At 64.1% G+C, this 13,668-nt stretch carries 11 protein-coding genes; 6 read left to right on the plus strand and 5 right to left on the minus strand.

All coding sequences use genetic code 11. The features are described 5' to 3' along the window. Positions 1-32 precede the first annotated feature (32 nt). The 6 genes from Q8O29_RS19990 to Q8O29_RS20015 all read left to right on the plus strand — a co-directional run bounded on the left by Q8O29_RS19990 (position 33) and on the right by Q8O29_RS20015 (position 7,563). Positions 33-1,031: a sialic acid TRAP transporter substrate-binding protein SiaP gene (locus tag Q8O29_RS19990; protein ID WP_305565972.1), complete on the plus strand. Its 999-nt coding sequence runs from the start codon at positions 33-35 to the stop codon at positions 1,029-1,031. A 115-nt stretch (positions 1,032-1,146) separates the two neighbouring features. Further along, the gene (locus tag Q8O29_RS19995) at positions 1,147-1,719 is read left to right on the plus strand and encodes a TRAP transporter small permease (protein ID WP_305565973.1); all 573 of its coding nucleotides are present in this window, start codon (positions 1,147-1,149) and stop codon (positions 1,717-1,719) included. Between the two features lie 12 nt (positions 1,720-1,731). After that, positions 1,732-3,126, plus strand: a complete 1,395-nt coding sequence (locus Q8O29_RS20000) for a TRAP transporter large permease (protein WP_305565974.1) — start codon at positions 1,732-1,734, stop codon at positions 3,124-3,126. A gap of 332 nt (positions 3,127-3,458) precedes the next feature. After that, positions 3,459-4,985, plus strand: coding sequence for a UxaA family hydrolase (locus Q8O29_RS20005; protein WP_305565975.1), 1,527 nt, complete (start codon positions 3,459-3,461; stop codon positions 4,983-4,985). 13 nt (positions 4,986-4,998) lie between these two features. Further along, positions 4,999-6,063, plus strand: coding sequence for a malate/lactate/ureidoglycolate dehydrogenase (locus tag Q8O29_RS20010; protein WP_305565976.1), 1,065 nt, complete (start codon positions 4,999-5,001; stop codon positions 6,061-6,063). 63 nt (positions 6,064-6,126) lie between these two features. Continuing rightward, positions 6,127-7,563 carry a mannitol dehydrogenase family protein gene (locus tag Q8O29_RS20015; RefSeq protein ID WP_305565977.1) on the plus strand — a complete coding sequence of 479 codons (1,437 nt, stop codon included), beginning with the start codon at positions 6,127-6,129 and terminating at the stop codon, positions 7,561-7,563. A gap of 97 nt (positions 7,564-7,660) precedes the next feature. Here Q8O29_RS20015 and slmA read toward each other — a convergent pair whose 3' ends face one another. From slmA to Q8O29_RS20040, 5 genes are all read right to left on the minus strand, one after another. Beyond that, positions 7,661-8,296, minus strand: a complete 636-nt coding sequence (gene slmA / locus Q8O29_RS20020) for a nucleoid occlusion factor SlmA (RefSeq protein ID WP_305565979.1) — start codon at positions 8,294-8,296, stop codon at positions 7,661-7,663. A 125-nt stretch (positions 8,297-8,421) separates the two neighbouring features. Further along, positions 8,422-9,819 carry a sensor histidine kinase gene (locus tag Q8O29_RS20025; protein WP_305566031.1) on the minus strand — a complete coding sequence of 466 codons (1,398 nt, stop codon included), beginning with the start codon at positions 9,817-9,819 and terminating at the stop codon, positions 8,422-8,424. Positions 9,820-9,913: 94 nt separating this feature from the next. Then, positions 9,914-10,600, minus strand: a complete 687-nt coding sequence (locus Q8O29_RS20030) for a response regulator transcription factor (RefSeq protein WP_305565980.1) — start codon at positions 10,598-10,600, stop codon at positions 9,914-9,916. Positions 10,601-10,756: 156 nt separating this feature from the next. Beyond that, positions 10,757-11,668, minus strand: coding sequence for an acetylglutamate kinase (gene argB, locus Q8O29_RS20035; RefSeq protein WP_305565981.1), 912 nt, complete (start codon positions 11,666-11,668; stop codon positions 10,757-10,759). 68 nt (positions 11,669-11,736) lie between these two features. After that, the gene (locus Q8O29_RS20040; RefSeq protein ID WP_305565982.1) at positions 11,737-13,656 is read right to left on the minus strand and encodes a nucleoside-diphosphate sugar epimerase/dehydratase; all 1,920 of its coding nucleotides are present in this window, start codon (positions 13,654-13,656) and stop codon (positions 11,737-11,739) included. Between the last annotated feature and the right edge of the window lie 12 nt (positions 13,657-13,668).

The raw sequence follows: 13,668 nt of genomic DNA on the forward strand, positions 1-13,668 counted from the left end.
TTGAAGCCAGTAAACCACCAAGAGGAGACACCATGAAAGCACTGACAAGAAAACAATTTGCTATTAAAACAATAGCTGCTTGCGCCATATTTGCGGGGGTTACAGCCACTTTTGGCGTAGCAAATGCCCAAACCAAACTGAAATGGGCCCACGTGTATGAAACCTCCGAGCCCTACCACAAGTGGTCGGTCTGGGCCGGTGAAGAGTTCAAGAAACGCACCAACGGCAAGTATGAAATCCAGGTTTTTCCGGCCTCCAGCCTGGGCAAGGAAAGCGACATCAACCAGGGCCTGCAACTGGGCACGGTGGACATCATCCTGACGGGCGCCTCTTTCGCCTCCAACTCCTACCCGCGCCTGGCCGTCAGCTACTACCCCTTCACCTTCCGCGATGCCGACCACGTGATCAAGTATGGCAAAAGCGACGTGTTCAAGGAGTTGACCGAAGGCTACAAAAAAGCCACCGGCAACACCGTGACCGCCCTGACCTACTACGGCGCGCGCCATGCCACCAGCAACAAACTGTTCAAGAACTGCGACGAGATGAAGGGCATCAAGATGCGCGTGCCGGATTCCCCGGCCTACACCGCCCTGCCACGCGCCTGCGGCGCCAACCCGACGCCGATTGCCTTTGCCGAGGTCTACCTGGCGCTGCAGAACGGCACCGTGGATGCACAGGAAAACCCGCTGCCCACCATTGAAGCCAAGAAGTTCTATGAGGTGCAGAAAAACATCATCCTGACCGGCCACATCGCCGACGCCCTGCTGACCGTGATTGCACCCAGCCTCTGGGGCAAGCTGTCGCCGGCCGAGCAGAAGATCCTGTCTGACGTGACGCAGGAAGCCGCGGTCAACGCCACCAACGACATCAGGAAGCGCGAAGGCGAGCTGGTCGAGGAGTTCAAGAAGAAAGGCAACAACGTCGTGACGGTGGACCGTGCCGACTTCCAGCAGCGCGTGCTCAAGGCCATCACCTTCGAGTCCATGAAACTGGACAAGAAGGACTGGGACCGCGTGGTAAATATCAAATAACCCCCCGAAGCGGCTCACTGCCGTGAGCCGCCTCCCCCAGGGGGCGACACCAGCGGCCCGGCAAAGCCGTCTCCGTGCTGTCCTGTCTTTTGATTAGTAACTTGCAGGCATATCCATGACCCCATCAATTGACGAGATGGCCCCCGTGATGGGGGCCGACGGCGAGTTCCACGCGCAGGACGAAGCCGTGGACCTCTCTGGCACCACACTGGAAGGCTGGGTGGCGCTGGGCTTCTTCTGGATCCTGGGCGCTACGGTGTTCTACCAGTTCTTCACCCGCTACGTGTTGAACGATTCGGCCGCCTGGACCGAGGAGATCGCGCGTTACCTGCTGATCGCCGTGGTGTTCACCGGCGCCACCATCGGCGTGATCAAGAACAACCACATCCAGGTCGACTTTTTCTACAAGTTCATGCCCAGGCCGGTGAGCCGTGCGATGGCGACGGTGGTGGATCTGGTGCGCATCGGCTTCTTCGCGGTCGCCACCGTTCTGACCGGGATGATGATGCTCAAGCTCGGCAGCAATTCGCGCATGACCATGGTCGATCTGCCGATGAACTGGATCTACGGTATCTGCATGCTCGGCTTTGCCGCCATGACCTTCCGCTCGGTACAGATTGCGCTGTTTCACCGAAGGCGCGGCTACAGCGTCCTGGAGCGCCCCGAGTCCTCGATGGACGACAAATAACACACATCCACCATGCTCAAAATCATTTTTCTCCTGCTCATGAGCGGCGGCATCCCGGTCGCCATCGCGATGGCCGGCTCTTCGCTGATCTACATCTGGTGGACCGGCAACCTGCCCAGCTTTGTGGTGATCCACCGCATGGTCAGCGGCATCGACAGCTTCCCGCTGCTGGCTGTGCCCTTCTTTATCCTGGCTGGCAACCTGATGAACAATGCCGGCATCACCAACCGCATCTACAACTATGCGCTGGCGCTGGTGGGCTGGATGAAAGGCGGGCTGGGCCATGTCAACGTGGTCGGCTCGGTGGTGTTTGCCGGCATGAGCGGCACGGCGATTGCCGACGCGGCGGGTCTGGGCACCATCGAAATCAAGGCCATGACGGAGCACGGCTACAGCAAGGAATTTGCCGTCGGCGTGACGGCCGCATCGGCCACGCTGGGCCCCATCATCCCGCCCAGTCTGCCGTTTGTGATCTACGGCATGATGGCCAACGTCAGCGTGGGCGCCCTCTTCCTGGCCGGCATCCTGCCGGGCCTGCTGATGGCCCTGCTCATGATGCTGACGGTGGCGTATTTTGCGCACCGCAACGGCTGGGGCGCCGACGTCAAGTTTGAATGGCCGCGCGTGATCAAGGCCCTGGCCGAAACCCTGGTCGTCGCTGGCTGGCCGCTGGTGTTGTGGCTGCTGATCGTCAAGGCCGGGTTTCCGGCGCAGATCACGGTGTTCGCCGGATTGATTGTCCTTTTTGCCGCTGACAAATTCTTCAAATTCCAGGCGGTGTTACCCATCATGACGCCGGTGCTGCTGATAGGCGGCATGACCACCGGCATCTTCACGCCCACCGAAGGCGCGATTGCCGCCTGCCTGTGGGCCATGGTGCTGGGCTTCGCCTGGTACCGCACGCTGAACTGGAAGATGTTCATCAAGGTCTCGCTGGACACCGTGGAAACCACGGCCACGGTGCTGTTCATCGTCGCCGCCGCCAGCATTTTCGGCTGGATGCTGACCGCCACCGGCGTGACGGCGGCGATCTCGGAGTGGGTGCTGGGTTTTACCAAGGAGCCCTGGGTCTTTCTGCTGCTGGCCAACCTATTGATGCTGTTTGTCGGCTGCTTCCTCGAACCCACGGCCGCCATCACCATCCTCGTGCCCATCCTGGTACCGATCTGCCAGCAGCTGGGCATAGACCTCGTTCACTTCGGCCTGGTGATGGTGCTCAACCTCATGATCGGCCTGCTGCACCCGCCCATGGGCATGGTGCTGTTTGTGCTTGCGCGGGTGGCCAGGCTCTCGGTGGAGCGCACGACGATGGCCATCCTGCCGTGGCTGGTGCCCCTGCTGGGCTCGCTGGTCATCATCACCTACTTCCCCAAGCTGGTGTTATGGCTGCCGAAGATGTTTTACTGAAAGACTGACGGCCATGCCAGCCAAGCCCAGCGATACAACCGACGCGGCGCTCAGCTACGCGGCTGTCCCCCGACCTGCGGCCTCCTCCTTGATGCCGCTGCGCCGAGCGCCGCACCGGCATGATCCGGCGGGCCCAGCAGCTTATCGTGCCACGCGAGCCAACCCCATCACCCGATTGGGAGGTTGGGGCGGGTGGCGAAGCGAAATCAAGGAGGAGCAGTGGCCATAAGCCACGCGGGGGACATTCGCGTAGCCATCCGCCCCAACCTCCCAAGCTGGAACTGCAGAACCATGCCCTGATTTTGAAACTCACATCACCATTGCCCAAACCTATGACCCCCTTCATACGACTTCATCCCGCCGACGATGTGCTCATCGCCAGATCACAACTGGTGGGTGGCGCGCAGGCCGAAAACGTCACCGTACGCGGCCTGATCCCGCCGGGCCACAAGGTTGCTACCCGTGCCATTGCGGCCGGCGAACCGGTGCGGCGCTACAACCAGATCATCGGTTTTGCCAGCCAGCCGATTGCGGCGGGCGAACATGTGCACACGCACAACCTCGACATGGGCCCGGACAAGGGCGACTTTGCGCGCGACTATGCCTATGGCGCGGACGTCAAGCCTGCGCCGACCCGGCGGGAGGCGACTTTCATGGGTATCAAACGTGCCGATGGCCGCGTCGCGACGCGCAACTACATAGGCGTGCTGACCAGCGTGAACTGCTCGGCCACCGCCGCGCGCGCGATCGCTGATCACTTTTCGCGCCAGACCAACCCGTCGGCGCTGGCGGCGTTTCCGAATGTCGACGGCGTGGTCGCGCTGACGCACGGCACCGGCTGCGGCATGGACGACAAGGGCATGGGCATGCAGATCCTGGAACGCACGCTGACCGGCTACGCCACCCACGCCAACTTTGCCGCGGTGCTGGTGGTCGGCCTGGGCTGCGAGGCCAACCAGATCAATGCCTGGCTGGCGCACAGCGCGCTGCGCGAAGGCGACAACTTCCGCGTCTTCAACATCCAGGACACCGGCGGCACCCGCAAGACGGTGGACAAAGGCATCAGCCTGATCAAGGAGATGCTGCCGCGCGCCAACGACATCAAACGCGAGCCCTGCAGCGCGGCCCACATCACCATCGGCCTGCAGTGCGGCGGCTCCGACGGCTATTCCGGCATCAGCGCGAACCCGGCGCTGGGCGCGGCGGTGGACCTGCTGGTGGCCCACGGCGGCACCGCCATCCTGTCGGAGACGCCCGAGGTTTACGGCGCCGAACATTTGCTGACGCGCCGCGCCGTCAAACGCGAGGTCGGCGAAAAGCTGGTTGAACGCATCAAGTGGTGGGAGCACTACACCGAGATCAACGGCGGCGAGATGAACAACAACCCCTCGCCCGGCAACAAGGCCGGCGGCCTGACCACCATTCTCGAAAAATCGCTGGGCGCCGTAGCCAAGGGCGGCACCAGCAACCTCGAGGCGGTCTACGAATACGCCGAAGCGGTGGGCGCGCATGGCTTTGTCTACATGGACACGCCGGGTTACGACCCGGTCAGTGCTACCGGCCAGGTGGCCGGCGGCGCCAACCTGATCTGCTTTACCACCGGCCGCGGCTCGGCTTACGGCTGCGCGCCCTCGCCTTCCCTGAAGCTGGCGACCAACTCGGCCCTGTGGCGCAAGCAGGAAGAAGACATGGACATCAACTGCGGCGAAATCATCGACGGCGCCAGCACGGTGGCCGAGATGGGCCAGCGCATCTTCGAGCTGGTGCTGGCGACGGCGTCCGGCGACAAAAGCAAAAGCGAGGCGCACGGTTATGGGCAAAACGAGTTTGTGCCCTGGCAGGTCGGCGCCGTGATGTAAACAGCCATTCTTTATGCAAAAAATACTTCCAGCCCTCGCCCTGCAAGCGCAGGTAGCTACTGTTTTGATAGCGGCCGGCAGCAGCGACGAAGAAGCCAGCGCTGTCGCCGCCAACCTCGTCTTCGCCAACCTGAGCGGCCACGACTCCCACGGCGTCGGCATGTTGCCGCGTTATGTGGACGCGGTGCTCGAGGGCGGGCTGATCCCCAACAATAGCCTGCGCGTGCTGCTGGACACCGGTTCGCTGCTCACGCTGGACGGCCAGCGCGGTTACGGCCAGGTGGTCGGCCAGCTGGCCATGGCGCTCGGCATGGAACGCGCCAAAACCCACGGCAGCTGCATCATGACGCTGGCCAATTCGCACCACCTGGGCCGCATCGGCCACTTTGCCGAGATGGCGGTGGCGCAAGGCCTGGTCTCCATGCACTTCGTCAACGTGTTGTCGCGCCCGGTGGTCGCGCCTTTCGGCGGCGCCGACGGGCGTTATGGCACCAACCCCTGCTGCATCGGCATTCCGCTAGCGGGGCGTGAACCCTTCATCCTCGATTTCGCCACCAGCCGCGTTGCGCAAGGCAAGATGCGCGTCGCCCACAACGAAGGCCAGCAGGTAGCACCCGGCATGCTGATCGACGAGTTTGGCCGCGCCACCACCAACCCCGGCGTGGTGGTGGTGCCACAGAGCAATGGCCTGTTCGGTGCGCTGATGGCGTTTGGTGAACACAAGGGTTACGGTATGGCGGTTGCCTGCGAACTGCTGGGCGGGGCGCTGACCGGCAGCGGCACTGCGCACAAACCGGCCGACCCAGCCATACGCGCCGTCATCAACGGCATGCTGACCATCCTGATCGATCCGGCCAAGCTGGGCACCCAGGCCAGTTTCGAGCAGGAGGCGTTGGCTTTTGCCGACTGGCTCAAAGCCGCACCGGCCGCACCCGGCACCGACGCCGTGCTCATCGCCGGCGACCCGGAGCGCGCCAAACGCCTGCAGCGCCAGGACAGCGGCATAGAGGTCGACAAGGAGACCTGGCGGGAAATCGTGGCGGCCGGCCGCAAGGTCGGTGTGTCGCTGCCGGAGTGAGCTCCGGTTTTACTATGAAATTGATAGCTGTCTGCCCATGCCACGCATGGGCTGGAAGCCAAAATGATTCCAAATTCTGCTGACATGGCAGGCCGACTGAACAGCGCCGCCCTGCCCGCCCTCGCCGCCCGCAGCATCCATGTTCCCGGCTACCCGCGCAGCGGCGCGCCCGGCGTGGTTCACCTGGGCCTGGGCGCTTTTTTCCGCGCACATCAGGCGCTGGTATTCGACACACTGCTACAGCGAGGCGATACGCGCTGGGGCGTGTTCGGCGTGGCCATGCGCAGCACGGCACTCGCCGACAGCCTGCAGGCGCAGGACGGCCTCTACGCGGTACAGGTGGCCAGCAGCGCCGGCAGCCAATGGCAGGTTGGCGGCGCGATCTGGCAGACCGCCGTGGCCGCGCGCGCGCCGGCTTGGGTGGTTCAGTCCATCGCCGCGCCGTCCACACGCTGGCTCACGCTGACCGTCACCGAAAAAGGCTACAGGCCCGAACTGGCTCAGTTGATTGTTCAGGGCCTGTCCGCGCGCCTGGCGGCGGGTCTGCCCGGCCTGACCATCGCGTCCTGCGACAACCTGGTGGGCAACGGCCGCCAGTTGCAGGCGCTGTGTCTGGCCGCCGCCCAAACAGTGGGCCCGGCGCTGGCGGACTGGGTGGCCGGCAACTGCGCCTTCCCCAACAGCATGGTGGACCGCATCGTGCCCGCGGCGACGCCTCAGCGCCTGGCCGCGGCGCGCGAAGCCTTGGGTGTGGCCGACGAAGCTGCGCTCGGCACGGAAGCCTTCTGGGAGTGGGTGATAGAGCGCCGCTTCGCCGATGCCTCCGACGCCGATACCCTGGCCGCTGCCGGCGTCACCGTGGTGGATGATGTCGCGCCTTTCGAAGCCGCCAAGCTGCGCCTGCTCAACGGCAGCCACACCGCCATGGCCTGTATGGGCGCGGTGGCGGGCTGGCCGGTGATCGGCGAGTGCATCATGCAGCCGGCGGTGCGCAGCTTCATTCATGGCTTGATGACGCAGGAGGTCGGCCCGCAACTGGCACGCCCGGACTGGCCGGCTTACCGCGACGCGCTGCTGGCGCGTTTTGCCAACCCGGCCCTGCAGCACAGCGTGCACCAGATCGCCAACGACTCCTCGCAGAAAATCCCGCAGCGCTGGCCACCCTCGGTGCTGGGCGCGCTGCGCGCCGGCCTGCCGGTGGACCACCTGGCATTTGCGGCCGCAGCCTGGATGCGTTATCTGCGCGGCAGCGACGAGCTGGGGCAGTCCTATGCCATGCACGACCCGATGGCCGGCGAGCTGCAGGCGCTGGCATTGGCGCATGCCGGCGATGCGGCGGCCAGCGTGCAGGCGCTGGGCAGGCTGCCGGCGATCTGGGACGAGGTGTTGTCGAATGATCAGCGCTGGCTGGCACTCGTCACGCGCCGCCTGGACGCCATCGGCCGTTTGGGGGTGCTGGGCGCGCTGGTAAAGCTGCAGGCGGGGCTGGACGGCGAATAGCCTCTTTGCCCGGATTTGATGAGCCGAATCGCCCTCCAGCCCACGACTGGCAAGCGCAAACAGCTCCTGATTTGATAGCGCCTTAGCGCCCGACGGATCAGCCCAGCAGCATGCCCAGGCTGGTGTCCAGGTGTTCGGACGGCAGGCGCTTGAAGCCGGAGCGTGAATAACGCTGCAGCCGGCCCATCATGAAAGCCACGATGACCGAGGCCTGGACCTGGGCCTGCACCGTCGGCATGGCCGCGCCCTCGGAGGCTGCGCCTTCGCGCAGGCTTTGCTTGAGGCTGGTTTCGAGCTTGTCGAAAAACTGGTTCATGCGCTCCTGCAGGCGCTCGTTCTCGAACACCAGGGCGTCGCCGGCCATGACGCGGGTCATGCCGGGGTTTTTCTCGGCGAACTGCAGCAGCATCATGACCAGCTTGCGGGTGCGCACGCCCGGGTCGGTTTCGCGTTCGGTGATCTGGTTGACCAGGGTGAACACGGTTTGTTCGATGAACTCGATCAGCCCCTCGAACATCTGCGCCTTGCTGGCGAAGTGGCGGTAGAGCGCGGCCTCGCTGACATCGAGCCGCGCGGCCAGCGCCGAAGTCGTGATGCGCTCCGCACCCGGCTGCTCGAGCATGGTCGCCAGCGCCTGCAGGATCTGCACGCGGCGCTCGCCCGGCTTGGGCCGCTTGCGCGTCGCGGCTGCTGCGGGGAGGTCAGGGCTCACTTCAGACTCGAACTCGGACATAGGCGGCGTTGTAAGAGATGTTTCAAAAGCTAAAGACTGACTGGATTCTCTCACAGCTTATAGGGGCATCTGCAGCGCCCGCCAGAAGGGTCCGTCGGGACGGAAAGGCTGGCGCCGGTGCGTTTTCAGGCCGCCAGCGGCATGACAAGCCGCACGCGCAGACCGCCCTGCACACCGGCCGACGCCAGCGAGAGTTGCGCGCCATGCAGGCGCGCGATCTCGTCGGCAATCGCCAGCCCCAGGCCATTGCCTTCGCCGGTGGTGCCAGGCACGCGGTAGAAGCGCTCCAGCGCGCGCGCCCGTTCGCCAGCGGGGATGCCGGGCCCGTCGTCTTCCACCTCCACCACCACCTGCGTACGGCCGGATGCCGGGTCCTCCCGTTGCCGGCAACGCAGGGTCACGGTGCCGCCGGCCGGGGTGTATTTCACAGCGTTGTCCACCAGGTTGCTCACCAGTTCGCGCAGCATCCACTCATGGCCGGCCACCTGGGCAAAACCGGCGTCCAGCCCCAGATCGATGTTTTTGGCGTGCGCGGCGTCCAGGTGCAGGGCCAGCACTGCCTCGCACAAATCCTTGAGGTCCACCCGCTGCCGCGGCTGGCTCGCCATGCTGGAGGCATCGGCGCGCGACAGGGCCAACAACTGGTTGGCCAGTTGCGAGGTGCGCCGGGTGGCGCTGCGCAGGGCAGTGATTTTTTCCGCCGACAGGGTCAGCCGCCCGCCCGCGGCCGGTGCGCCTGCCGCCTGGGCCCAGGCTTCCACCTGGGCCTGCAGCCCGGCCAGCGGAGTGCGCAGTTGGTGCGCGGCATCGGCCACAAAGCGGCGCTGGCCTTCGGCCTGGTCGTTGACCAGCGCAAACAGCCGGTTCAACGAGGCCACCAGCGGCTGGACCTCTGCTGGCGTGCTGCCGGGATCGATGGCACTGAGATCGCGCGGCGAGCGGCGCTCGACCGCGTCCTTCAGCGCCAGCAAGGGCCTGAGCGCGCGGGTGACCGCCCAGTTAACCGCAAACCCAGCCGCCAGCACCAGCACCAGATTCGGCAGCAACACCTTGAACATCACCGAACGCACCCACTGCTGGCGCGCGTCGGAACCGTCGGCCAGTTGCAGAATCAGCTCGCCGGCGGCGGTCCGGGCGCGCTGCACCGCAATCCGGTAGGTCACGCCCTTTTCTTCCATGCTGTGCAGCTCGGGCTCGCGGGTGGCGGGAAGTACCACGCTGATCCAGCGCTCGCCAGCCAGGAAGTTGCCCGCTTCGTCCGAAATCCGGTAGCCGGCAAAACCGCTGTGCGCCTTGAAGAATTCTTCCAGCGGCGGCGCCAGCAGCATCACCGGCGCACCGCCCGGGACGCCGGGCGCCAGCACCGAATCAGCCAGCAGCGGGATCAGCCGGGTCAGTTGCTGGTCCTGCTGCAGGGCGGCATTGCCGGCGGCCTGGTAATCGAAGTAAACACTGACCAGCGCAAACAGGCTCAGCGGCAGGAGCAGCAGCAGCAGCAAGCGACGCTGCAGGCCGGATTTCATGGCGGCCGGCAGGCTCTCGGCAGCGGTGTCCGGCTGGTCTGCGGAGGCGCCGGGGGGCGGGCTCATGGCGGCGCTCGGCAAGGCCTGCCGCGGCTCAGCCGCCGGCCGGCGCTGCATCCACCAGCTCCAGCCGGTAACCGAAGCCGCGGATGGAGCGCAGGGCCACGCCATGCGGCTCAAGCTTGCCGCGCAGGCGCGAGATATACACCTCGATGGCGTTGGGCGTGATTTCCTTGTCCCAGCCGGTCAGGGCAGCCAGCAGCTTTTCCTTGCTGGCGGGTTTGGGGGCGTGGATCAGCAGGTACTCCATCACCGTCCATTCGCGCGGGCCGAGCTCGATCAGCTGGCCGTTGGCGCGCGCCTGGCGGTTTGCGGAATCGAGCTCCAGGCTGCCGAAACTCAGGATGGCGCTGGTGGCGGCCTGGGAGCGGCGCAGCAAGGCGCGCAGGCGGGCCAGCAGCTCGGGCAGCTCAAAGGGTTTGACCATGTAGTCGTCGGCGCCCAGATCCAGCCCCTGCACCCGGTCTTCCAGCGCGTCGCGCGCGGTCAGGATCAGCACCGGCATCGCCACACCGCGGCTGCGCAGGTGCCGCGTGAGCTCCAGGCCATCGGTACGCGGCAGGCCGATGTCAATGATGGCCGCATCAAAACTCTCCGCCAGCAGCACTTCCTCCGCGCGCTCGGCGCTGCCGACCCAGTCCACCGCATAACCGGCGTCGCTGAGCCCCAGCTTGATGCCGCTGGCGAGCATGACGTCGTCTTCAACTAAAAGGAGCCTCATGGACCTCGAGCAAGTTGAGACGCGTTCAGGAAGCGTAGCGAGCGGCTGTCAGGCTAGGCGCACGGAGCACAGCAACCGGAATGTGCTTGAGGCACATGAGGATTGCGAGCACCGCGCAACAACGCATGGCAGACGCGCAGTAGCTTCATGGGCGCGTCAGTGGGATCGGATCATGGTGCCGTAGGCTTGATCCGTTAGGATCTCCAGCAGCATGGCATGGGGCACGCGCCCGTCGATGATGTGCACGGAATTCACGCCGCTCTTGGCGGCATCCAGCGCACCTTCGATCTTGGGCAACATGCCGCCCGAAATCGTGCCGTCGGCAAACAGCTCGTCGATCTCGCGCGCGCTGAGGTCGGTCAGCAACTCGCCGGCCTTGTTGAGCACGCCTGGCGTGTTGGTCAGCAGCACCAGTTTTTCAGCCTTCAGCACAATCGCCAGCTTGCCGGCGACGACGTCGGCATTGATGTTGTAGCTTTCGTTCTGCTCGCCAAAACCGATCGGGCTGATCACCGGGATGAAGGCATCGTCCTGCAGCGCCTTCACCACGCTGGGGTCGATGGAAACGATGTCGCCGACATAACCGATGTCGTGTTCCTTGGCCGGGTCGTCCTTGTCGACCATCTTGAGCTTTTGCGCACGGATCAGGCCACCGTCGCGGCCGGTCAGGCCCACCGCCTTGCCGCCGGCCTGGTTGATCAGGCCCACGATGTCCTGCTGCACCTGGCCGGCCAGCACCCATTCGACCACCTCCATGGTTTCCTCGTCGGTGACCCGCATGCCCTGGATGAAATGGCCCTTCTTGCCAAGCCGATTCAGCGCGGCCTCGATCTGCGGCCCGCCGCCATGCACCACCACCGGGTTCATGCCGACCAGCTTGAGCAACACCACATCCTCGGCAAAATCCGCCTGCAGCGCCGGATCGGTCATGGCGTTGCCGCCGTATTTGATGACCAGGGTCTTGCCATGGAACTTGCGGATGTAAGGCAGCGCCTGCGCCAGGATCTCGGCCTTGTCGCGCGGCCCGACGTGGGAGAGGTCGGGGTCGGGGTGGGAGGTGGTAGTCATTGCGGCTGGCCTTGGATGGGGAAATAAGGATGAATTGTGCCGCATGCATCCCGGAGCACACGTAGCCCCTAACTTGGCTGGTATCCCTGCACGTGGCGCTTGAGCATAGCCTTGATGGCTTCAACATCGTTGACTTGCGCAGCGATCCGGAATGCCTGCAATTCAGGCGCCAGCTCCGACCACGACAGGAAAGGCTCATGGGCTTTCATGATCCGGGGGTGCGCCGTGCATTCAGGGTTGTCGCCGATCAGCAGCTCCTCAAAAAGTTTTTCTCCGGGTCGTAATCCTGTGACCTTGATCTCAATATCACCAGTATCCGCACCTTCTTCCCGCACAGTTAACCCTGACAGCTCAACCATGCGGCGCGCCAGATCGATTATTTTCACTGGTTCGCCCATGTCCAGCACAAAGACATCACCACCCACAGCCATGGCGCCGGCCTGAAGAACCAACTGCGCCGCTTCGGGAATGGTCATGAAATACCGGGTGACCTCGGCATGAGTCACCGTCAGCGGTCCGCCATCGTTAAGTTGTCGGCGAAAAAGCGGGACGACGCTGCCGCTTGAGCCAAGCACATTGCCAAATCGCACCATGGTGAAGCAGGTCTTGTTGGCATGAGCGTTGCCAAAGCCAGGACGGGAGTCGATGAAGACGGGGGTTCTTTCGTCCGCCAGCGCTTGCAGCACCAACTCGGCCATTCGTTTGCTGGCCCCCATGACGTTCGTGGGGCGCACCGCCTTGTCGGTCGAAATCAGTACGAAACGGTCGACCGAGTTCTCAAGTGCGGCGCGAGCCATGTTAAGCGTGCCGAACACGTTGTTGGCAATGCCTTCGCCGGCATTGCCCTCCACCATGGGCACATGTTTGTAGGCGGCTGCATGGTAAACAATGGCTGGCTGGTAAAGCTGGCACAGGGCCGACATCCGGTCGTAGCTCACCACACTTCCGAGCAGAGGCACAAGCTCAACCCTCGGCTCAGGCACGGAGGCTCCGGTGGCACATATGGCCTGAAGCTCCTGGTGGATCGCGTAAAGCCCGTACTCGCTGTGGTCCACCAGCAGTAATTGGCGCGGTCCTTGCAGAAGAATCTGGCGACACAACTCGCTGCCAATGCTGCCGCCCGCACCGGTCACCAACACGACCTTGCCAGTGATATCCCGCGCGAGTAACCGCCCGTCAGGCGGAATCGGGGTGCGCCCCAACAGATCTTCCACATCCAGCTCACGAAAATCTCTTACCGTCACCCGACCGCTGGCCAAATCGGCCCAGGCCGGCAAGGTACGGATATGAACCGGCAAGCCACGCAAGCTTTCGATAATGCTATTTCGGCGCTCCCTCGATGCACGGGGCAATGCCAGCAAGATGTCAGTCACCTGATGCCGGGCCACAACCGCGGGTACGTCGATCAGGCCAAACACCGGAACACCATTGATGCTGCGCCGCATCTTCGAGGCATCATCATCAATAAAACCCACCAGTTTGTATTGCCCTGTGATGCCAATCGCGGTGGCCGTCTGCACGCCGGCATTGCCCGCGCCATAAATCAGCAGACGCCCTTCCACCTGGCGGGCCATGCGGCCAGAGTCCGACAACCAGAACCGCGCCAGCGCGCGGCTGGTGCCCACCAGCACCAGAAAAATCACGGGCTGCAACACGCCAATGGTGCGCGGTATGCCTGGCCACTGCTGCCATAGCAACAAGGCAAAGAGCAAGACGCCATACACCGCGACCGCCTGCGCAGTCGCCACCAGAGTAGCGAGGCCGGTGTACCTGAAAATGGCGCGATAAAGCCCGAATTTGATGAACACCGGAACGGCCAGCACAGGCGCCAAAGCGTAGGCCACCCACTGCATTCCTGAGGGCCAGTGCAGCGTGTCCAGCCGCAGCGAAAACGCCATCCACATGGCAGTCAGAGCCATTGCAACATCAAGCAGCATGACCAATAACCATTTGGTCACGCGCGACCAACTAAGCACCTGGCTACGCATGAGCATTGCCCG

The organism is Polaromonas sp., from assembly GCF_030689685.1.
Taxonomy (GTDB): Bacteria; Pseudomonadota; Gammaproteobacteria; order Burkholderiales; family Burkholderiaceae_C; genus Polaromonas.

Excerpts from the sequence above, each read along its gene's own strand:
- Q8O29_RS20000 (WP_305565974.1), top strand. The coding sequence starts at position 1,732 with ATGCTCAAAATCATTTTTCTCCTGCTCATGAGCGGCGGCATCCCGGTC.
- Q8O29_RS20005 (WP_305565975.1), top strand. The coding sequence starts at position 3,459 with ATGACCCCCTTCATACGACTTCATCCCGCCGACGATGTGCTCATCGCC.
- argB (WP_305565981.1), bottom strand. The coding sequence starts at position 11,668 with ATGACTACCACCTCCCACCCCGACCCCGACCTCTCCCACGTCGGGCCG.
- Q8O29_RS20040 (WP_305565982.1), bottom strand. The coding sequence starts at position 13,656 with ATGCGTAGCCAGGTGCTTAGTTGGTCGCGCGTGACCAAATGGTTATTG.
- Q8O29_RS20025 (WP_305566031.1), bottom strand. The coding sequence starts at position 9,819 with ATGAAATCCGGCCTGCAGCGTCGCTTGCTGCTGCTGCTGCTCCTGCCG.
- slmA (WP_305565979.1), bottom strand. The coding sequence starts at position 8,296 with ATGTCCGAGTTCGAGTCTGAAGTGAGCCCTGACCTCCCCGCAGCAGCC.
- Q8O29_RS19990 (WP_305565972.1), top strand. The coding sequence starts at position 33 with ATGAAAGCACTGACAAGAAAACAATTTGCTATTAAAACAATAGCTGCT.
- Q8O29_RS20015 (WP_305565977.1), top strand. The coding sequence starts at position 6,127 with ATGATTCCAAATTCTGCTGACATGGCAGGCCGACTGAACAGCGCCGCC.
- Q8O29_RS20030 (WP_305565980.1), bottom strand. The coding sequence starts at position 10,600 with ATGAGGCTCCTTTTAGTTGAAGACGACGTCATGCTCGCCAGCGGCATC.
- Q8O29_RS20010 (WP_305565976.1), top strand. The coding sequence starts at position 4,999 with ATGCAAAAAATACTTCCAGCCCTCGCCCTGCAAGCGCAGGTAGCTACT.
- Q8O29_RS19995 (WP_305565973.1), top strand. The coding sequence starts at position 1,147 with ATGACCCCATCAATTGACGAGATGGCCCCCGTGATGGGGGCCGACGGC.